The organism is Herbaspirillum sp. C7C8, assembly GCF_022627875.1.
In the GTDB taxonomy this organism is placed as follows: Bacteria; Pseudomonadota; Gammaproteobacteria; order Burkholderiales; family Burkholderiaceae_D; genus Herbaspirillum.
The window spans coordinates 11,850-31,885 of record NZ_JABXGG010000018.1; the positions used below are offsets into that span (position 1 = coordinate 11,850).

Annotated in this window: 14 protein-coding genes; 3 read left to right on the forward strand and 11 right to left on the reverse strand. The window is 54.7% G+C overall.

The window, feature by feature from the left end; genetic code table 11:
• Window positions 1–132: 132 nt before the first annotated feature.
• A complete protein-coding gene (locus HWE01_RS18695) occupies window positions 133–1,176 on the forward strand; it encodes a DNA-methyltransferase (RefSeq protein ID WP_241822548.1) in 1,044 nt (347 codons plus the stop codon).
• 46 nt (window positions 1,177–1,222) lie between these two features.
• Here HWE01_RS18695 and HWE01_RS18700 read toward each other — a convergent pair whose 3' ends face one another.
• The 11 genes from HWE01_RS18700 to HWE01_RS18750 all read right to left on the reverse strand — a co-directional run bounded on the left by HWE01_RS18700 (window position 1,223) and on the right by HWE01_RS18750 (window position 16,287).
• A complete protein-coding gene (locus HWE01_RS18700; protein ID WP_241822549.1) occupies window positions 1,223–2,047 on the reverse strand; it encodes a protein NO VEIN domain-containing protein in 825 nt (274 codons plus the stop codon).
• On the reverse strand, window positions 2,044–3,930 hold the full coding sequence (locus HWE01_RS18705; RefSeq protein ID WP_241822550.1) for a DEAD/DEAH box helicase: 1,887 nt from the start codon (window positions 3,928–3,930) through the stop codon (window positions 2,044–2,046). The genes HWE01_RS18700 and HWE01_RS18705 overlap by 4 nt, the downstream gene beginning before the upstream one ends.
• Entirely contained in the window at window positions 3,927–5,228 is a 1,302-nt protein-coding gene (locus HWE01_RS18710; protein WP_241822551.1) for a hypothetical protein, read from the reverse strand. Before HWE01_RS18710 ends, HWE01_RS18705 begins: the two co-directional genes overlap by 4 nt.
• An 89-nt stretch (window positions 5,229–5,317) precedes the next feature.
• Window positions 5,318–7,123: an AAA family ATPase gene (locus HWE01_RS18715; RefSeq protein WP_241822552.1), complete on the reverse strand. Its 1,806-nt coding sequence runs from the start codon at window positions 7,121–7,123 to the stop codon at window positions 5,318–5,320.
• A gap of 156 nt (window positions 7,124–7,279) precedes the next feature.
• Window positions 7,280–7,735 (reverse strand): 3'-5' exoribonuclease, encoded by a 456-nt coding sequence (locus tag HWE01_RS18720; RefSeq protein ID WP_241822553.1) that lies wholly within the window; start codon window positions 7,733–7,735, stop codon window positions 7,280–7,282.
• Between the two features lie 179 nt (window positions 7,736–7,914).
• On the reverse strand, window positions 7,915–10,413 hold the full coding sequence (gyrB, locus tag HWE01_RS18725; protein ID WP_241822554.1) for a DNA topoisomerase (ATP-hydrolyzing) subunit B: 2,499 nt from the start codon (window positions 10,411–10,413) through the stop codon (window positions 7,915–7,917).
• Between the two features lie 136 nt (window positions 10,414–10,549).
• Window positions 10,550–11,656, reverse strand: a complete 1,107-nt coding sequence (dnaN, locus tag HWE01_RS18730; protein ID WP_241822555.1) for a DNA polymerase III subunit beta — start codon at window positions 11,654–11,656, stop codon at window positions 10,550–10,552.
• A gap of 654 nt (window positions 11,657–12,310) precedes the next feature.
• Window positions 12,311–13,711, reverse strand: a complete 1,401-nt coding sequence (gene dnaA / locus HWE01_RS18735) for a chromosomal replication initiator protein DnaA (protein WP_008333930.1) — start codon at window positions 13,709–13,711, stop codon at window positions 12,311–12,313.
• A 395-nt stretch (window positions 13,712–14,106) separates the two neighbouring features.
• Entirely contained in the window at window positions 14,107–14,874 is a 768-nt protein-coding gene (locus tag HWE01_RS18740; protein ID WP_241822556.1) for a class II glutamine amidotransferase, read from the reverse strand.
• Between the two features lie 219 nt (window positions 14,875–15,093).
• The gene (locus HWE01_RS18745; RefSeq protein WP_008333926.1) at window positions 15,094–15,411 is read right to left on the reverse strand and encodes a hypothetical protein; all 318 of its coding nucleotides are present in this window, start codon (window positions 15,409–15,411) and stop codon (window positions 15,094–15,096) included.
• 642 nt (window positions 15,412–16,053) lie between these two features.
• On the reverse strand, window positions 16,054–16,287 hold the full coding sequence (locus tag HWE01_RS18750; RefSeq protein WP_008333924.1) for a hypothetical protein: 234 nt from the start codon (window positions 16,285–16,287) through the stop codon (window positions 16,054–16,056).
• A gap of 168 nt (window positions 16,288–16,455) precedes the next feature.
• Here HWE01_RS18750 and HWE01_RS18755 point away from each other — a divergent pair, with 168 nt between their 5' ends.
• Together HWE01_RS18755 and HWE01_RS18760 are read left to right on the forward strand one after the other, a co-directional pair.
• Window positions 16,456–17,415: a LysR family transcriptional regulator gene (locus HWE01_RS18755; RefSeq protein ID WP_008333922.1), complete on the forward strand. Its 960-nt coding sequence runs from the start codon at window positions 16,456–16,458 to the stop codon at window positions 17,413–17,415.
• A gap of 126 nt (window positions 17,416–17,541) precedes the next feature.
• Window positions 17,542–19,584 carry an AsmA family protein gene (locus HWE01_RS18760; protein WP_241822557.1) on the forward strand — a complete coding sequence of 681 codons (2,043 nt, stop codon included), beginning with the start codon at window positions 17,542–17,544 and terminating at the stop codon, window positions 19,582–19,584.
• Window positions 19,585–20,036: the final 452 nt, after the last annotated feature.

Genomic DNA, 20,036 nt, shown 5'->3' on the forward strand with positions numbered 1-20,036 from the left:
CAACTATTTTGAATCGGCGGTGGAGAGGTGGCCATTTTGAAAAAATTTATCTATCCCCCGTGACCAAATAGATCTACCATTCACACAGGGGAAATCTAGATGGCATCTACCGACTAGCATTGGCATTCACGAATGAGCAAAACTAATCAACACGATCTTGTTAAGGTGTACCGACAAGCAACGTCTGCGGTCCAATCACTGAATAACCCGGCTAGACGCGGAACGCTATTTCAGGGTGACTGCACGAAATTGCTCGATGCTATGCCGTCCAACTCCGTTGACTTGGTAGTGACGTCACCGCCTTATTGCATCGGTAAAGAATATGAAAAGGGTTGGGATCTAGACCGATTTAAACAGCTTCATCAAACTATACTTCCAGCCGCCACACGTGTTTTAAAAGATGGCGGGAGTCTTTGTTGGGAAGTCGGATATCACGTAAAAGATGGAGTCACCACTCCACTCGATTTCTTGATCTTTGAGATCGCCTCAAAAATACCAGGTCTTAAGCTTCGGAACCGTATTGTTTGGAGTTATGAACATGGTCTTCATGGAGTTAGACGCTTTAGCGGCCGCCATGAAACTATTTTATGGTTCACGAAGGGGGATAACTACTATTTTGATCTCGACCCAGTAAGAGTTCGCCAAAAATATCCGGGGAAAACTCATTACAAGGGTCCAAAGGCCGGACAGCCAAGCGGAAATCCTTTGGGGAAAAATCCCTCAGACGTTTGGGCACATATTCCAAATGTCAAAGCTAAGCATGTGGAAAAAACGTCCCATCCATGCCAATTTCCCATCGCTTTAGCGGAACAGTTAGTGTTGTCCTTATCCCCGGAGGAGGGACTGGTGTTGGATCCATTCTCTGGGGTAGCGTCCACTGGAGCAGCAGCTCTAAGAAATACACGAAAATTTATTGGAGCCGAATTGTCATCTGATTACTGCACTATTGCCGAGGAGCGGTTAGTTGGCGCATTGGATGGCACGTTGAAAGTTCGCGAACTTGAAACACCGATCGCTCAACCAGATCCAAGGTCTAAAGTCGCCACCGCCCCTTCGCATTTCGCGGCTGCTCGCGCGGAGCCGTCCCCCGAGGGAGCCCCCGCATTTCACCAGGGAATCCCGGCGACCTCTTTGAACGATGTTTCGGCGCAGGTAACATCCAGCCAGGCCCAATAGCATCCTCAGTATTTCGGGGATAACAGATGCAACATTCATAGAAATCTTAGTTTGCTAGATCTACTAGGACGTTTTGCCACTTCCCTTTTCCATGGTCATTGGGCACATGTTCCGCAATCTGATGGGCCGGTAGCTCTAGTGGAGATTTACTACCGGCCGTCCAGATGTGGAATTGATAATGATTTATTGAACTCTGTGCCCTTTTCCATTCATTACGACTGATGAAAAAGTACGGATGAGGTCGACTGGTTGACTTGACCTCAATGAGAGTCTCTCGAATATCTCCATCTGCAGATAACCGAAATGACAAAATGTCATAGCCAAGGGAATTGTCCTCAATCGAGACCCATTTTGGTACATGACTCTCTATTCCTTGCCGCTTCAAAAGTGCACACTCAAAATTAAAGCTTAATTCTTCGGCATTACGCCCCTGTAGGAGTAGGCGATCATCTGTATCTTTGCGAACGGAAGAAGCTATTTGATCCCACCATGCTATAGCATCCCGATCAATCTCTTCGCCTAGTAGGCCGGCACTTTCTAATACTTGGTTGACATCATCATTAATCGCGCCCTTGACGGACCTCAATCCAGACGGGACCGCATCTAACCAAATCGGTTTAGTCTTCTTCAGTATGTCGCCAAGCAGATCCCGAAACTGCACTACGCGGCTTTCTGTTCTGATAGGGCACGATAGCCAATTTAGCTCCCGATCGATGGCTATCGCTCGACTGAAGTCTAGGGAAAACATTCCGCGCTCAGAAAGCAATAACGCGATCTCATCCCAGGATGAAATCGCATCCCTCTCTCGCGCTTTTCTCATCGCTAAGACAGCAGACAAAACACTCATGCAGAGAACACTATCTTTACTCATGCAGCGTCATCTCCCTCTGGAATCGAGCCGCTAATCAGCTGTTCTATTATGTCCTTTACGTCTTCGAGCGTTATGGAAGCATCGATTGGGACTTCTGCCTCCTCTTCATCTAGAGCTATCTCATGTAGATCCTGATCTTCAAGAATCGCCTGCATTGCCCTGATTTTGCTTGCCAACCGACGGCTCACCGAATGGTCGATTGAGCCAAGTCCAGCAGGGACCACTGACTGCAGGACGTGAATATATGTGTTCGTACCCTCTGGCAGGCCTAGCCGATGTATCCGATCAATAGACTGCAAGTAATGCGCGGCGTTGTAGTTCCGGTCCACGTAGATTGCATGATGGCAAATCCTATGCAAGCTTATTCCTTCCCCGCAAGCAGCCGCATTTGCAATAGCAACACGGCAATTTGGGTCATTGTGAAACCTCTCAATTGCATATTCACGGGTCTGCGGATCTTCTGCACTCCCTGTTGGAATACCGCCATGTAATTCGACGGGGCTAAGATCGGCCAACTCGTCGCGAATTCGACGAATTGTATCGATAAAGACAGTCCAAATGACGACCTTATGCCCGTCTCTTGAAAGGTCTCGTGCTAGATCACAAGCCTTCAGTATTTTGGGTGAGTTACCTTCGCGCAGTACGGCTTTAACAATGTCACTCGCATTGTCATCTTCAGGTATGAAGTCCTCAATACCTTTCGCTGCAAGAACTGGATTAGTCGCTATTTGAAGGAGACGTAATGCATTGTTGCGCGCTCGGAAGAGATCAAAGCTACCATTTAATTGAGCCGCTCCATATTTGCGCAAGAATTCCGAACGAAGTAACCCATAAAAAGCTAGTTGGGAATCACTCATCGGCACGCGTTTGAACACAATCTTCCTGGGCGGTAGTTTCAAATCTCGCTTTGTAGTCCTAACGTACAAGGTCCTCATTGCTTCGCTAGGGCTTGCGCTCTCCAAGACTTTTTTACTAAGCCCGGTTCCAGGCCAAAGAAAATCCAGTTGCGGTACCAGATCGGCCACACTATGAGGAGAGGGAGTACCAGACAGAATATCCCGCCTTTTTGCAAATGGAGCTAACCTCAATGTTGCGATTTTCCGTTGGCTAATTGCCGACTTGATTCTGTGAGACTCATCCAATATCAGATGGGTAGGATTTGTTATGAGAAAACCTTCGAGCACGTCAGTAACGCGTATGGCTTTGTCATAGCTGATAATGAATCGACGTCGTCCTGAGTTCAGCTCTTTTTTAATTAATAATATATCGCCATCTAGCCGCCAAAGCGGCTCACTTGGCCACTCATGGCAATCATCTGAAATGTTGTCCGTTATCACCTCATCCCATGCTTTGAAAGCATTTCGAGGAGCGATGACCAAGACGAACGGAGCTCGCTGATTCTCTAGCAACGTAAGGGCAAAAGTCACCGTAGTTTTACCTGCCCCAGGCACACTGAAGTTTGCCCCATGAGGTAACTGGAGCAGGCGCTGAATGTCGCGAATTTGATATGGCTTCAGTCTCCGCTTAGAGAAACCACATTCAAGCAGCGCCTTCTCAATTTGTTCCGCCGAAAACTCTGGTGGAACAGAAGTCGGGCTCAGTTCACGTGCTTTTTTAAATTCGCTCTGGAAGCGCTGAATTTCTGCACGAGCGCCATCTTTAGCAATCAGACGAAATCCGAAAGGTCGTTGGAATGGCGACAGTTCCCTTACTAACCCTAGTGCATTAGCCCATGGCAAAATTATGATGCCATCCTCTGTCTCCCCCTCAGGATAAGCGTCTACTGCGAGATGCCGGATTCGTGCCCAGATATTTGACTCTAGCTCTTTAGAGGGAGTAAATATGCCATTGCCATTTAGCAGAGATATTTCGATGGTATTCACGTTTTTGCTTTTTCAAATTCACCAATAAGACGTACCGTTTCCTTCTCTATCTGTTCGAGAACAGCCGTAACTGCTGAAACAACGTCTGAGGGCGTTTTTGAAACGTCAATTTTCGCTAAATTATTTAGAGCTTTCTGGGCCAACGCAAGTGAGCGTTTGGCTGACTTCTCTTCCGTTTTGTCTGCAATAACATCATCGAGAGTTTCTGCAATAACCTTTGCAAGCTCAGGTCCTCGGCTCGTGTCCTTTAACAAGGCCCTGAAACCAGCTAGCACATCCCGCCCAGATCCATCGTCGATATCAATTTCTAAATCATCCTCGTCGGCGGCTGCATCCAGCTCCTCCAAGTTGAACTTCTCGGTAAGCGCATCCAATACCTCATCATGGTGCTTTCCGAATGCTAAACGGTAGTTATATACGCGACCATCTAGTACATTTTGATTATTTCCAATAATCACATGAGCAATTAATCGTCTAGTTTCTTGTTGAACTCCCTCTTTTCCTTTGAGGGATTTTTCAAGCTCGATAAATATTTGCTTATCGCTGTCAACTTGCTCATATCCACCGTCTTCATTTTTATATTCTGAGAGGTAGAGTTCAGCCTCGTTCAATTGGCTGATGATTGACTTGACCTCATCATCCTCCTCCAAGTACATCAGTTCACGAACACGGCCTATCGGGACACCATCAGCCAACAACTTCCGAACTGCCAGCGCCTGATCAATCCAGCTGTAAGGGAGCTTCGTCTCTCTGGCCATTTGCAACTGAACCTCAATTTCCTCCAGGTCTCGTGCCGTTACCGTACCCGGCAAAACTATGCACTCAACAAATGCTAAACCTTGATGTGTGCTCGGCTCGTCAGCAACTAGTTGGCGCATTGCTGCTAAGCGCCTGTTGCCATTGACGATTACCCCAGTTCGAGTGATCAGAAGAGGTTCGATTTGAATAGGTTCTTTTTTCAGAACATCATATATCGGTGTGATGCTCTGCGTGCCCTTACGAGAGAGCTCCAAGAGCAAGACATGTTGAACCTGTTGAGTAGACGCATTCTCCTCTCCCGTTGAAAAATAGTCAGCCGTTCTATCGGCGTTCTCTCGAAGCCAACGAAGTTGTGCTGTCTGTGTTCGGAAATTGGCCATTCGATAAACCAGATAGTCCGATGCAATGCGAATTTTCGGCAGAGGGAGTGAACGACCTTGGTAACCATGAAAAGATACCGTCTCTTTCGATTGTTCAATATGAAGGTTGATATGCTCCTCTCGCTGTGCAATATCTTTGACCCTGATTTTCAATGCCATTATTTCCCCACTGCTTATTATTAAAAGAAGATTTTGAAAATCGCTCTGATAGCCACTTAAATCAGATTGATTTTTTCCTCAGCCAAACGTTATTGAATATATCCGTTAAAGGCCCGAATTAGCACCGCGCGGAGCTTTTCTGGAACCCCCTCCCAGTTATCAGCCCACTGAAGGGTATGAGCAAACGCAGTAGAGGGCTTTTCCGTTTTCGGCGATTCGTATCCTAAAACATCTTCAATACATTCCTCTAATACGATTACAGAATTTATATCGCCAGCAGCCTCCAGGATAGGCCCATTAAATTTTTCCGCCCCCTCTATCCCTGCGTCTCTGTCATGAATAATCGTAAAGTCAACATCTAAGGCCTTTAGATACTTTGCCAGACCAATTATGGAAGCCTTGCCACGGGCTTTTATAACCTCAAAGTCTGCACGAATTTTGAGCCGCTGTACCTCGGGCAAACGCCTAAGTGCTTCTCGAAGAACTATATCTTCGGTATCACCTTCGACGATGACAACGTGTTTGGTAAAAAAACTTCGAGATATATGGTCATCGATTTTTAATATCATCTTCACGTAAAATTTATCGTCGCCTTGTAGCTCCATAAATTTTTCGGTCACGCTAAATGTTCTACAGACGGACTCCCTTTCATCACCTCTGAATCGATTCAGAACCTGCCTTGGCTTTCGCGAAAGGTCGATAAGATAAGGTGAGTGGGTCGTGGCGACTATCTGTGATTGAGCACTCGAAAGCTCATAAATAATATCCCTCATTTGGTTTGCCGCGCTTGGATGGAGATATATCTCTGGTTCTTCGAATCCAATAACTAAGCTGCGATCTGCATGGGCTAACCGCGTGGATACCCATTTTTGTCGAAATCGTAGTACGCCAAATACCGCGGCCCGCACCATGCCACTTCCTTGATGACTAACCGGAGTACGAACATTACTAGACATCTCTACAGAAAAGCTCGGGACAAGCGCCTTGTTTGGATCACTTAGATCGGCGGAGGCATGCACTTCTGAATCCGGAAATACATTCGATAAGACCCCATTTAGCTCGGCCATCATTTTCCCAAATTCAGACGTGCGATCAGTTGGATCGAGCTCCTTTCCCAATTTTTCTAATAGTCCCTGTGCTTCCTTGTAATAGGGGGATGCGTTACGCACATCCTCAAAAAGATCTCCCAATGTCTTTCCGAGAACACCTTTTTTTGTATCTTCGATTTCAAACGCCGAAACTTCTGCTGGAATTTTGAGGAATCGTGGTAATCGGCTAAGTACGTTCCCGGGAATTCCTCCTGGGTTTACAAACCATTCCTGTTGATCTCCGATCTCCCATAGATCGTCAACGGCTTGCAAATAGATTTTTTCCTTTTCTGGAATTCTTTTTCCGAAGTCTGAAAACATGTCTCTTAGCGTCTTCATGTCCGCACCTGCTTCAACGAACTGCTGAGGAGTGAGGCACCGGGAGAATTGTTCCCTAAGAGTTCGCGTATGTGATTTCAGCTCAACCACAACATCCTTGCCAAGCTCATAGGTCTTTCGGTAAAAAATGCACCGACCACTTTCTTCGCTATCCAGAGGAATTTCATATTCAAAGATCCTTCCCCTAAACCCAGGCCATTCATTCGCAGCGATCGGTACGTTTCTGAATTCACCTTCAAGCACAATTTTCGTGCCGACAATCTTTGTCTCACGAGTATCAATATCCCGCTCGGAATAGTAGTCGGTCGCATTGAATTGTTTGTCCCCAGATAATAACTTCTCTATTGCTAGCAGTACTGTACTCTTTCCGCAGTTATTCCTGCCGATGCAGAACGTGGCATCTCCGAAAAATACGTCAACATTTTTTAAACGCCTTAGCCCTTCAATATGAAGTTTGTATAGTTTCATGCCCCCTCCTGGATCATTTTTTTTGAATGCGACAATCTAATTTACAAGCGGAGCACGCTTCAATATCTCAGGAAAATAAAAGATCATTTGATTTGTATCGGGTACTCCGTATATTTTCTACAGCTCCTGCGCAAGCATTCACTTGCATCGCTAGGGCTATTCCTCGCGATATCCAAACTGATTAGCCTGTGCGTCATATAAGGCATGATGCTCAGGTAAATTGTGGATACGTAGAAATTCTTGACATGCCAGCTCGTCGACTTTATTCGCTATTTTTTTCTGTTGACATTGCTTCGGCAGAGAGTAGTCAAGTGCCCCAATGAACAAGTCCCAATCTGTTTGGAAGTCAAAACAAATCTCCAGCACATTGTTGTCTGAGCTGATATTCTCGAGCCAGGACTTCAGATTTGCGGTCATTTCATGCTTCGATACTGCTGCTCCCGGAATTCTTCCTAACAAGGGCAATACTACCTCGCGGACGAAATCACTACATTCGTCCAAGAGGAACGGTATTTCGGCATAGAACTCCTCACCTGATTCAGCGACCAAACCAATGCTGATTAATTGTGGCTTTATGAAATCAGTGAATTCCGTGTCAAGAAAGACTTTCAATTTCGCTCTCCCAGATTCGGATTCTTCGTACAAGAGCTTTTATTCTAAGCACATACGAGATAGAGCAGGAAATCTTCTAGTTGCTGGTTGGTAACAATATTCTTCAGCAAAAAGAAAGGCCCATATGTTTCTCACATATGGGCCTTTTTCTTCTCAGCTTATGCCGCTATCTACAGAGATCAAACGTCAATATTCCCCGCCTGCAACGCATTGGATTCAATAAACGCCCGACGCGGCTCCACATCATCGCCCATCAAGGTCATGAAGATCTGATCCGCAGCAATCGCATCCTCGATCTGCACCTTCAGCAAACGGCGCACGGTCGGATCCATGGTGGTTTCCCACAGCTGCTCGGGATTCATCTCGCCCAGACCTTTGTAACGCTGCTTGTTGACGCCACGCTCAGCCTCATCACGCAACCAGGCCATGGCCTGGCGGAATTCGGTGATGACCGATTCCTTGCGCTTCTCGCCCTGGCCGCGCGCCACGATGGCGCCCTTGCCGATGAGACCCTTGAAGGTCTCGGCCGCCGTCGACAGCTGCTGGTAATCCGGGCCGCTCACGAAGTCCGCATCGATCACGGTCGCCTTGATGTTGCCATGCTGGCGACGATGGATATGCAGCGCCACCTTCTCGCTATGCTCATCCACGCGCGCCTGCACGTCGATGTTGATGTCGTTGATGGCCTTCTTCAGTTCTTCGGCCGTGGCGGTGGCCTGCTCGATGTCGTCCATCTTCAGCGCCACGCCGCCGGTCATGATGGCGTTCAGGGCCGATTCATCGATCGCGCGCGACAGGCGCATGATGATCGCGTTGGCCGTGTTGTACTGGCGTGCCAGTTCCACCAGCGCTTCGCCGCTGATCGGCGCAGCACCTTCGGAAGGCTTGATCTCGGCATCGTTCAGGGCGATCTGCATCATGTACTGCGCTTCCTCGAAGTCGTCCTTCAGGTAGCGCTCGTCCTTGCCCGCCTTGACCTTGTACAGCGGCGGCTGGGCGATGTAGATGTGGCCGCGTTCGACCAGCGCCGGCATCTGGCGATAGAAGAGCGTCAGCAGCAGCGTGCGGATGTGGGCGCCGTCAACGTCCGCATCGGTCATGATGATGATGCGGTGGTAGCGCAGCTTGTCCGGGTTGAATTCGTCAGCACCGATGCTGGTGCCCAGGGTCGCGATGAGCGTGGTGATCTGCTCGGAAGAAAGCATCTTCTCGAAGCGCGCCTTCTCCACGTTCAAGACCTTGCCGCGCAGCGGCAGGATGGCCTGGAATTTGCGGTCGCGGCCTTGCTTGGCTGAGCCGCCTGCGGAGTCACCCTCGACGATGTACAGCTCGCACAGGGCCGGGTCGCGTTCCTGGCAATCGGCCAGCTTGGAAGACAAACCCAAACCATCCATCACGCCCTTGCGGCGCGTCAGTTCGCGTGCCTTGCGGGCGGCTTCACGGGCACGTGCGGCTTCGACGATCTTGCCGCAGATGATCTTGGCATCATTCGGCTTCTCGGCCAGGAAGTCGGTCAGGGTCTTGGCGACGATTTCTTCCACGGGACCGCGCACTTCGCTGGAGACCAGCTTGTCCTTGGTCTGCGAGCTGAACTTCGGTTCCGGTACCTTTACCGACAGCACGCAGGTCAGGCCTTCGCGCATGTCGTCGCCGGAGATCTCGACCTTGGCCTTCTTGGCGAGATCGTTTTCTTCGATGTACTTGTTGATGACGCGGGTCATCGCGGCACGCAGGCCGGTCAAGTGGGTGCCGCCGTCACGCTGCGGGATGTTGTTGGTGAAGCAGAGCACCTGCTCGTTGAAGGCGTCGTTCCATTGCATCGACACGTCCACCGACACCAGCGTGCCCTGGTCGGATTGCTTCTCGCCGGTCGCCTGGAAAATGGTCGGGTTGAGGATGCTCTTGTTCTTGTTGATGTATTCCACGAAGCCGCGCGTGCCGCCTTCGAAGGCGAAGTCCTCTTCCTTGCCGGTACGCTGGTCGGTCAGCTTGATATGAACGCCATTGTTCAGGAAGGACAGTTCACGGATACGCTTGGCCAGGATCTCGTAGTGGAATTCGACGTGAGTGAAGATTTCTTCGTCGGCCCAGAAGTGGACTTCGGTGCCGCGCTTGTCGGACTCGCCCACGACCTTGATCGGGGAGACCTGCACGCCATCGATCATCTCCAGCTCGCGGTTCTGCACGATGCCCTTGGCGAATTCCATCGCGTGCACCTTGCCGTCGCGGCGGATGGTGAGCTTGAGCTTCTTGGACAGCGCGTTCACGCAGGACACGCCCACGCCGTGCAGGCCGCCGGAGACCTTGTAGGAGTTCTGGTCGAACTTGCCGCCGGCGTGCAGTTCGGTCATCACGATTTCGGCCGCCGAACGCTTGGGTTCGTGCTTGTCGTCCATCTTCAGGCCCGTGGGGATGCCGCGGCCGTTGTCGGTGATGGAGATGGAATTGTCGGCGTGGATGGTGACGTGGATCTCGCTGCAATAGCCGGCCAGGGCTTCGTCGATCGAGTTGTCCAGCACTTCGAACACCAGGTGGTGCAGGCCGGTGCCGTCAGAGGTGTCGCCAATGTACATGCCGGGACGCTTGCGCACCGCCTCCAGCCCTTCCAGGATCTGGATGGAAGAAGCGCCATAGCTTTGTTGCGCGGAATTGGTGTTGTCTGCGGGGCTGGAGGACATGGTTACCTTCTGAAAATGCTAGCCAAACGACTAGGGAGCTGCAAAAAACGGAATTCTGGGGACGAATCTTTGGAATTCTTAAAAGCAACCGAGGGGCCGTCTGGGACGGCCCCTCGGGCGCGTGGAGCGGGCTTGCTCAGATCCGCATCGGCATGACGACGTACTTGAAGTCGGCGTTATCAGGGATGGTGATCAGGGCCGACGAGTTGGCATCGCCCAGGGCGATGTTGACGTAGTCGTTCTTGAGGTTGTTGAGCACGTCGAGCAGGTAGCTGACGTTGAAACCGATATCGACGGTGTCGCCACCGTAGTCGATTTCCAGTTCTTCGACCGCTTCTTCCTGGTCGGCATTGGTGGAGCTGATCTTCAGGCTGCCCGGTGCGATCACCCAGCGTACGCCCTTGAACTTGTCGCTGGTCATGATGGCCGCGCGTTGCAGCGAGCGCAGCAGCTGGTCGCGGCTGATGGTGAAGCTGTTCTTGTAACCCTTGGGCACCACGCGGGTGTAATCGGGGAACTTGCCTTCGACCAGCTTGGAAATCAGCTCGATGTCGGCGAAGGTCAGCTTGACCTGGTTGTTGGCGATCTGCAGCTGGACTTCCTCGTCGCTGTCGTCGAGCAGACGTTGCAGCTCGATGATGGTCTTGCGCGGGATGATGACTTCCTGACGCGGGAAGTCTTCTTCGGTCTCAACCTGGCAGAAGGCCAGGCGGTGGCCATCGGTAGCCACTGCGATGACGTTCTTGCCTTCCACCACCAGCAGCAGGCCGTTGAGGTAGTAACGGATATCCTGCTGGGCCATGGCGAAATGGACCATGTTGAAGAGATGCTTGAGGGTCTTCTGCGGCAGGTTGACCTGAGCGTTGTACTGCTCGGCCTGGGCCACCGTGGGGAACTCCTCGGCGGCCAGCGTCTGCAGGGCAAAGCGGGACTTGCCCGATTGCACGGTCAGGCGCTTGTTGGAGAGCGAAATCGAGACTTCGCCGGAATCCGGCAGGGCGCGCAGGATGTCGAGCAGCTTGCGCGCCGCCACGGTGGTGGCGGTCGCTTCGCTGCCGGAACCGACGTCGGCGTGCGTGGTGATCTGCACTTCGATGTCGGTGGACAGGAAAGACACCTTCTCGCCGTCCTTGCGAATGAGAATATTGGCCAGAATCGGCAATGTGTGCCGACGCTCGACAATACCACTCACGATCTGCAGAGGACGCAGGAGCGTGTCTCGTTGGGTTTTAACCAATTGCATAGTCAGTTTGTCCTTGCTAGTAGTGGTTTAAAGGGCGCCGTCGGCCGGCGTTCAGTCATGCCCATGTCGCGCGTGTTCCTCCTCTGGGTGAAAAACAGCTGCTCTCTGCACTGCAACCTGCCTGAAATACGCAACGCTCCTGCTCGTGCATGACCGGCCGCTGCCGGTCCGAAAACCCGTTCCCGAAAAGCTGGTGATACAGCGACCCGGCATTGTCCATCTGCGCTTGACAAGCCCGGGTAGCCAGAACCACTTGGCTATACTTTTGGAACATTTGAATACTTTTGCCGGATCTTGCCGGGTAGTTATTCGAATTTTCCGTGCTACTTCGCGGATTTCCTGCTCCATGGCCGGCCCTTGCGTCCGCCTGCGAAATAACGCCTTCCATTGTACCAATCATCCCCTCTTCGGAGTAGTGCGGCGGGGGTCCGGCAAGGGCTTTGGGAGGGAAAAAATGGACGGCGAAGCTGCTGTGTTGTCTTTTCTTTCATATGCCGCCGAAGGCGGGATTTTTCAATTATCCACAGGCGGTTTTGACGAAATTCGCCATTGTTCTGCGGCAATGCCCTGTGGAAAAGAAATGCCGCCCGGTTCACGCTGGAAGCGGGCGGCATGTCGATTTATCCACAGGCGTTTTCGCCGGGAGCGAGCGGATCAACCCTTCAGGGTTTGCTCCAGCACGTGCAGTTCATGGTTGCATTCCGGGCTCTTGGCACGGTCGGCGGCGATCTTGCGCACGGCGTGCAGGACGGTGGTGTGGTCGCGTCCGCCGAAGAGGTCGCCGATTTCCGGCAGGCTCTTCTGGGTCAGCTCCTTGGCCAGGTACATGGCGATCTGGCGCGGTCGGGCGATGTTGGCCGGGCGCTTCTTGGAATACATGTCCGCGACCTTGATGTTGAAGAAATCGGCCACGGTCTTCTGGATGTTTTCCACCGAAATCTGGCGGTTTTGTACCGACAGCAGGTCCTTCAGGGCTTCCTTGACCACGTCGATGGTGATGTCCTTGCCGTGGAAACGGGAGTAGGCCAGGATCTTGCGCAGCGCGCCTTCGAGCTCGCGCACGTTCGAGCGCAGGTGCTTGGCCACGAAGAAGGCGACGTCGTCGGACAGCACCACGTCTTCGGCAGACGCCTTCTTCATCAGGATCGCCACCCGCATCTCCAGCTCGGGCGGTTCGATGGCCACCGTCAGGCCGGAGTCGAAGCGGGAGATCAGGCGGTCATCCATGCCGCTGATTTCCTTGGGATAGGTATCACTGGTGATGATGATCTGCTTCTTCGCCGCGATCAGGGCTTCGAAGGCGTAGAAGAATTCTTCCTGGGTACGGCTCTTGCCGCCGAAGAATTGAATATCGTCGATCAGCAGCAGGTCCAGCGAATGGTAATAGCGCTTGAAATCGTCAAAGCCCTTGCGCTGGTAAGCCGTCACCACATCGCGTACGTATTGCTCGGCGTGGATGTAGCGGATCTTGGCGCCCGGGTTATCCACAAGCACCTGATTGCCGATGGCGTGGATGATGTGGGTTTTACCCAGACCCACACCGCCGTACAGGAACAGCGGGTTGTAGGACGTGCCGGGATTGTTGGCCACCTGGGTGGCTGCTGCGCGGGCCAGCTGGTTGGCTTTACCGGTCACCAGGTTGTCGAAGGTCAGCACCGGGTTGATGCGCGACTGTTCCTGGCGCGGGGCTACCGCGCGCACCGGCTGGGCCGGTTCCGGATCCAGGTGCAGTTGCTCGTGGTTGGGCAGACCCAGGCCGCTGGCGCCACCGCCATTGGCTTGCGCGTTGGCGGCCGGGCGGCGGCCCTGGTTGCCGCGGGGGTCCAGCACGAACTGCACTTCGGTGGGCGCGTCCCAGTATTCGCAGGCCAGCGCGGTGATGCGGTTGGCGAACTGCGTCTTGACCCAGTCCAGCTTGAAGCGATTGGGCGCGGCAATGCGCAGCAGCCCGTCCTCGAAGTCGAGCGGGACCAGCGGCTTGATCCAGGCGCTGTATTGCTGAGGCGTCAGCTCCTGCTCAAGTTTGTGGGAGCAGGCCTGCCAGAAGTTTTCCATGAAGCTTTCTTGTCGGATGATTGCGGCGCCCGACCGCCGCGTCCAGGGGACGGGCCTGTGGACGAAGTCGTCCGGGCGCGAAACGAGGGACGCATTTTACTCCGGTAAACTGAAGTTATCCACAGGCGATCCGGCAAAAAACCCTGAAAAACTTCATCTATCCACAGGCTGCGCAGCAGGCATCTTCGTCGTGTTCACGCAAAGGCGCTTGAGGGGCGGGTGATAGGGGGACAGAGTAACGATCTTGTGGAAAACACAAGCTCATCCTTGGGGACGCGGTTTTTTGTAACAGCCTGTGCAAAACCTGAGAGAGGGACGGATCCTGTCCCCGATTTCCCCTGTGGGCAAATGAAATGATGTGACATTCCGGCTGTGGATAAGATAAATGACCGGCGTCAGTCGACCACGGCCCCATCGACAAAGACCTTCATTTCACCGGCCTGGTATTGCGTCCAGACTTCATTGTTGGTCAGCGGCTGGGTGACGATCACGGCCACCCGGTCATTGGTGGTGGTGACTTCGGCAAAGTCCACCGACAGATCCTCGTCGGACAGCTTGGCCTTCGTGAAGGGATGCTGGCGGACGATGTAATAGAGGTGGGTGGAGCAGTGGGTATAAAGCGCCGAGCCGTCCGAGAGCAGCATGTTGAAGGTGCCATGGCTGGCAATGTCCTCCACGATCCCGCGCAGTGCAGTACGCAGGTCCGCCAGCAAGGGCAGGGTATCGCCGAAGCGCTTGCGCAGCTCCTGGAGGATGAAGCAGAAGGCCAGTTCACTATCGGTGGTGCCGACCGGGCGGAAAGGTCCGTCCAGCGTGGGGGTGAAGTTTTTCAGGTCACCATTGTGGGCAAATACCCAGTAGCGCCCCCACAGCTCGCGCACGAAAGGATGGCAGTTGGCCAGTGTGACACGCCCTTGTGTCGCCTTGCGGATATGGGCGATGACATGCTGCGACTTGATCGGATAGCGCTTGATCAGCTCGGCCACCGGGGAATCCACGGCGGCCTGGTGATCGACGAAGGTGCGCACCCCGGAGCCTTCGAAGAAGGCGATCCCCCAGCCATCGCGATGATGGTCGGTCAGCCCGCCACGGGTGGCAAAGCCGGTGAAGCTGAAGACGATATCGGTGGGGGTGTTGCAGTTCATCCCGAGAAGCTGGCACATGATGTCTTGCGGTGAGGCTGTGATGATAGTGAGCTGGACAAGTTATCACGATTGCCGCCGCCCATGACGCGGGCTGTGGACAAAAAAAGCCCCGCGAGCTTGCGCTGGCGGGGCTAATCCTTCCTAAAGAGGGAGGAGGAGACACAGTACGTACTACAAAACTTCAACTACACGACCAGAAGCCGGTGGGCCTCGAACTACGGTCAGGCGGGGACTGGATCAATCACGCGCGGCCATGTTGCGCAGTTCGGCGGCAAAACTCGGTTGGGACAGGCTGTATTCGTTGGCCATGCGGTTCAACATCATCTTGCCGCTGAACTTGTGCGCCAGGATGCGTTGCTCCAGCGACTTGCGCGGCTTGATCAGCAGCACGGCGGCTTGCGCCAGTCCCAGGATCAGCGGCTTGAACACCATCATCAGGGTCACCAGTGCTCCCAGACCCAGCGCCGGACGGACATAGGCCGCCATCAAACCCAGGAAGGACTGCGCGAAAGGCAGGGCGGCTTCTGCGGGAAAGGCAAGATTCAGGAAGGACATGATATTTCTACCTCTGATAATCAGGCCGCGACACGATTGCGCGGCGTTCAAGTTCACTGTTGTTGCGTCGCAGTATGAATCTTGGCCCCTGGATTGACTACTTTAGAGTTCTCATATCAGTTATAGCGTTTGTGAATAAGAAGGTTCCGGCATGCCGGTTCACTCTCAATCCCGCGTAAAACCGGCTTCCTGAGCGATGCTGGCGCGTCCTTTGTCGGCAACATGGCTGCATGAGCCCCTGTTGTCTGATCGCACTGATGTGGTTTTGCAACGCAATTTGACGGCAAGGAGCGCGGCGGTGAATATCTGACTTGCGGAAATTGGCAAAAAGGCTCACGTCAGAGCCCGGAGAAATGAAGGTGCCGAGGACAACAGGCCCACCCGGCGCGGCTTTGCGGGCAGTCCACGAAAAAAAACCCCGCAGGCTGTGCCTGCGGGGTTAATCCTTCCTAAAGAGGGAGGAGGAGACAACGGATCGGTGTCCTGACGCGTTGATCGAATCAGCGTCAACATAAGCGCCGTAAGCGCCGGGAACTACCGAAATCCTTCACTACCGGCATCAAGCTCTCGGGCTGATGCCAAGGTCACGCAGAAGTCATGCGGACCGGTAAAACTGGAATCTGGTGAAGCAGAAACCTTCGATTAACCGCGCGAAGCGATGAAGCGCAGTTCAGCAGCCAGGTTCGGCTGGGTGGCTTCGAACTTGTCAGCCATGCGGTTGAGCTGGCGGCTGCCGGTGGCGCGATCCTGTTCGGCGGCGACCAGAGCAACGGCTTGCAGTTCGTGGGCCTTCACGAAGTGCACGAAGATGTTGCGCATGACGGCGGCGAACTTGCTCTTGAAGGTGCTGTTGGTGCTTTGTGCGATGGTTGCCATGATTCGATCCTTGACGTTGTGTGTTATGTTGCATTGCAGTGTAGTGAACTCACATTTGTTTGACCACTTTCCGTTTCGGATATCAGTTATATAATCTGTGAATAATATTTCCGCCGGCGATGACCGGCGTCCATACTGCCTCTCCTTACCGCCGCAAAGGCCCGCCCTATGAGCTTTCTCACCCTGGACCTGAACCTGTTGCGCGTATTCGACGCCGTCATGACCGAGCAGAACCTCACGCGCGCGGCCAATCTGCTGGCCATGACGCAGCCGGCTGTCTCCAATGCGCTACGCCGCCTGCGCGACACGCTCAACGATGACCTGGTCATTCGCACCGCCCACGGTGTGAAGCCCACTCCGCGCGCCGAAGAGCTCTGGCCGACGGTGCGCCGGGCGCTTTCCGAGCTGGAAGCGGTGATTGCCCCGGAAAGCTTCGACATCTCGCGCGCCCAGAACACCTTCCGCATGGCCATGGTCGATGCCACGGCCGCGCTGTGGCTGCCCTCGCTGGTGCGCACCATCATGCGCGATGCCCCGCGCATCAAGATCCGCATGATGCCGCTGACCACCCGCGATCCGCGCGCCATGCTGCTGCGCGGTGACATCGACCTGGCCGTGGGCTTCTTCCCCGGCGTGACCGCGCAACTGGCCGACGGCCAGGGCATGGCCAAGAGCCAGATCAGCCACGCCCGGCTCTATACGGGGCAATACGTCTGCGTGATGCACAAGAACCATCCGCTGGCCACCCAGCCGCTGACGCTGGACAGCTACTGCAGCGCCGATCACTTGTTGGTGAGCCTGTCGGGCAAACCCCATGCGGTCATCGATGACGTGCTGGCGGGCATGAACCGCGAGCGCAAGATCCTGTTGACGGTGAACCAGTTCTTCACGGCCGGGCGCATTGTGGCCAGTTCGGAACTGATCACCGTGCTGCCGCGCCATCTGGTAGCCGCCACCGGCATGGCCGAGGTGCTGGTGGTGAAGGAACTGCCCTTCCAGACCCCGGAAGAACACGTCGACATGCTCTGGCATGAACGCGATGCCCGCAATCCCGCCCACAAGTGGCTGCGTGCGCACTTGTCTGCAACAACCCATGACGAATTCGGTCGTATCAACATGAAGCGCTGAGGCAGCGCGTACACGAGGCTTTCCCGATCTGACTCATCCACGGGCGTGCGGGAGACAGGCGCCCGGAAAGCCCCCGTGTTCGCGCATCGGCGCCTGTTGATAACCCCAACCAGGGAAGCCGATCCGATGCCGCGCCTGACCAGACTCCTCCTTTGGCTGCTCGCCAGCCTGTTGCTTGTGATCGCCGCCGCGGTCATCTTCCTCCTCACCTTCGACTGGAACCGGGCCAAGCCCTGGATCAACGCGCGCGTCTCTGCGGCCACCGGGCGCGCGTTCGCCATCGACGGCAATCTGTCGCTGCACTGGCAGCGCCCGCAGCCGAGCACGCCGCCCGCCGGCTTCTGGGCGCGCTGGGTACCCTGGCCGCGTTTGCAGGCCGAGAACCTGCGGTTGGGCAATCCGGCAGCCCTGGCCAGCTCCGGCCAGATGGTCACGGTGCGGCAGGTCACGTTTACCCTGAATCCCTTACCGCTGCTTGTGCACAAGATCTCCTTGCCTGCGCTGGAGATACAGGAGCCGGCCGTGTCACTGCTGCGCGACCGTGAGGGTGTGAACAACTGGACATTCAAGACCGACAGCGGCAGTCCTTCTACCTGGCAGTTGCAGCTGGGACGGATCAGCCTGCGCCAGGGCAAGCTGGCGCTCAACGATGCGGTGCAGAAGATCGACATCAAGGCCGATATCGATACCCTCGATCCGGACAAGGACAAGGACAAGGTCTACGGACTGGGCTGGAAACTGACCGGCAGCTTCAACGGGGCGCCGGTGTCGGGTCAAGGCAAGGCGGGCGGGGTGCTCTCGCTGCAGGACCAGCAGCAACCCTATCCGCTGCAGGCTTTGGTCAAGGTCGGCAAAACCACCATCGGCGTGCGCGGCACCCTGACCAAGCCGGCCGAGCTGGCGGCACTGGATCTGCGGCTGTCGGTCGCCGGTGCCAGCATGGGCAACCTGTATCCGCTGACCGGGGTGCTGCTGCCGGAAACGCCGCCCTTTGCGACCGAGGGTCGCCTGATCGGCACGATTGCCCCGGACCGCAGTCAGTGGCAGTACCAGGACTTCAGCGGCAAGGTCGGCGACAGCGATCTCAACGGCAGCCTGAATTACCTCACCGGCGGGGTCCGCCCGCAGCTGACCGGGACACTGAGCTCGAATGTCCTGCGGCTTGACGACCTGGCGCCGCTCATCGGCGCCGATTCCAATGCCGAGAAGGCGCAACGCGGCGCCGAAGAACGCCAGCCCGGCAACAAGGTGCTGCCGGTCAAGACCTTCAGCACCGAGGCCTGGGGCGCACTGGATGCCGATGTACGCTTCACGGGCAAGCGCATCACGCGCCAGCAGGGCTTGCCCATCAGCGATCTGCAGGCGCATCTGATGCTCAAGGACAAAGTTCTCACGCTGGACCCGCTCAACTTCGGGGTGGCCGGCGGCAATCTCACCTCCACCATCCGACTGGACGGCCAGGCCGCCCGGATGAAGTCCGATATGACGCTTTCTGCGCGCAAGCTGAAGATCCAGAAGCTCTATCCCGAGCTCGATGCGTCACGTACCAGCTTCGGCGAGATCAACGGCGATGCGCGCTTGAGCGCAAGCGGCAATTCGGTGGCCGCCATGCTGGGGTCGGCCAATGGCGAAGTGAAGACTTTGGTCAGCCAGGGCGCCATCAGCAAATTCCTGCTGGAGGCGGCAGGCCTGAATGTGGGCAATGTGGTCATCAGCAAGCTGTTCGGCGACAAGGAGGTCAAGCTCAATTGCCTGGCCGGCGACCTGCCCGTGCGCGACGGCGTCATGACCGTCAAGACCCTGCTGCTGGATACGGAAGACGCGCTCATCGTGGTCGATGGCAGCATCGACATGAAACACGAACGGCTGGACCTGAACGTACACCCGCACAGCAAGGGCTTGCGCATCATCTCCTTGCGCTCGCCGCTATACGTCAAGGGCAGTTTCAAGGATCCCGACGTCGGCGTGAACAAGGGCGTGCTGGCATTGCGTGCAGGCGGTGCCGTGGCGCTCGGCCTGCTGGCACCGGTGGCGGCCATCCTGCCCCTCATCAATATCGACGCAGACCAGAAGGCCGAGTGTGGCCGCTTGCTGGAGGAAGTGAAGAAAACGCCGCAGGCCCCGCCGGCGGGCAAATCCCGTCCGCATCAAGCCGCGCCTAAAAAATAGGCAGCCGCAAAACAGGAAGAAAATTGCCGCCGGGCCAGGGGATAACTTCCCTGGCCCGGCGGCTTTCAGGGCCTCGTCTGCGTACGATGGCAGCCGTTTGCTTTTTTCGCCTGTGGGGAAATTGCATGAAATCATGCCTGGCGGCCCCTGTTTCTCCCCTGCCAAGGTGCGAAATCGGGGACCAAATGCCCGAAATCGGTGACTTCCTGAAATTCCACCCCGGATCGACACGATTCCATCAATTTCGGAGTTGCCTGTGGATAAAGTTCTGAATAACTTTTTCACCGATTGGGGAAAAGTCAAAAAGTTATCCAAAGGCGGATTTTTATCCAAGATCGGTGATCGCGTCATACAGAGCTTGCCCAAGGCCTTGTCCTTGCCGTAAACAGCTGATTTTTCTCGCGTAAACCAGGTTATCCACAGCAGACGCTGGACGTTAACCATCACTACTA

Bases quoted from the DNA above. Each gene is read 5' to 3' on its own strand.
- HWE01_RS18750 (WP_008333924.1), bottom strand. From the start codon at position 16,287: ATGGCAACCATCGCACAAAGCACCAACAGCACCTTCAAGAGCAAGTTC.
- HWE01_RS18745 (WP_008333926.1), bottom strand. From the start codon at position 15,411: ATGTCCTTCCTGAATCTTGCCTTTCCCGCAGAAGCCGCCCTGCCTTTC.
- HWE01_RS18755 (WP_008333922.1), top strand. From the start codon at position 16,456: ATGAGCTTTCTCACCCTGGACCTGAACCTGTTGCGCGTATTCGACGCC.
- gyrB (WP_241822554.1), bottom strand. From the start codon at position 10,413: ATGTCCTCCAGCCCCGCAGACAACACCAATTCCGCGCAACAAAGCTAT.
- HWE01_RS18740 (WP_241822556.1), bottom strand. From the start codon at position 14,874: ATGTGCCAGCTTCTCGGGATGAACTGCAACACCCCCACCGATATCGTC.
- HWE01_RS18715 (WP_241822552.1), bottom strand. From the start codon at position 7,123: ATGAAACTATACAAACTTCATATTGAAGGGCTAAGGCGTTTAAAAAAT.
- HWE01_RS18700 (WP_241822549.1), bottom strand. From the start codon at position 2,047: ATGAGTAAAGATAGTGTTCTCTGCATGAGTGTTTTGTCTGCTGTCTTA.
- dnaN (WP_241822555.1), bottom strand. From the start codon at position 11,656: ATGCAATTGGTTAAAACCCAACGAGACACGCTCCTGCGTCCTCTGCAG.
- HWE01_RS18695 (WP_241822548.1), top strand. From the start codon at position 133: ATGAGCAAAACTAATCAACACGATCTTGTTAAGGTGTACCGACAAGCA.
- HWE01_RS18760 (WP_241822557.1), top strand. From the start codon at position 17,542: ATGCCGCGCCTGACCAGACTCCTCCTTTGGCTGCTCGCCAGCCTGTTG.
- HWE01_RS18710 (WP_241822551.1), bottom strand. From the start codon at position 5,228: ATGGCATTGAAAATCAGGGTCAAAGATATTGCACAGCGAGAGGAGCAT.
- dnaA (WP_008333930.1), bottom strand. From the start codon at position 13,711: ATGGAAAACTTCTGGCAGGCCTGCTCCCACAAACTTGAGCAGGAGCTG.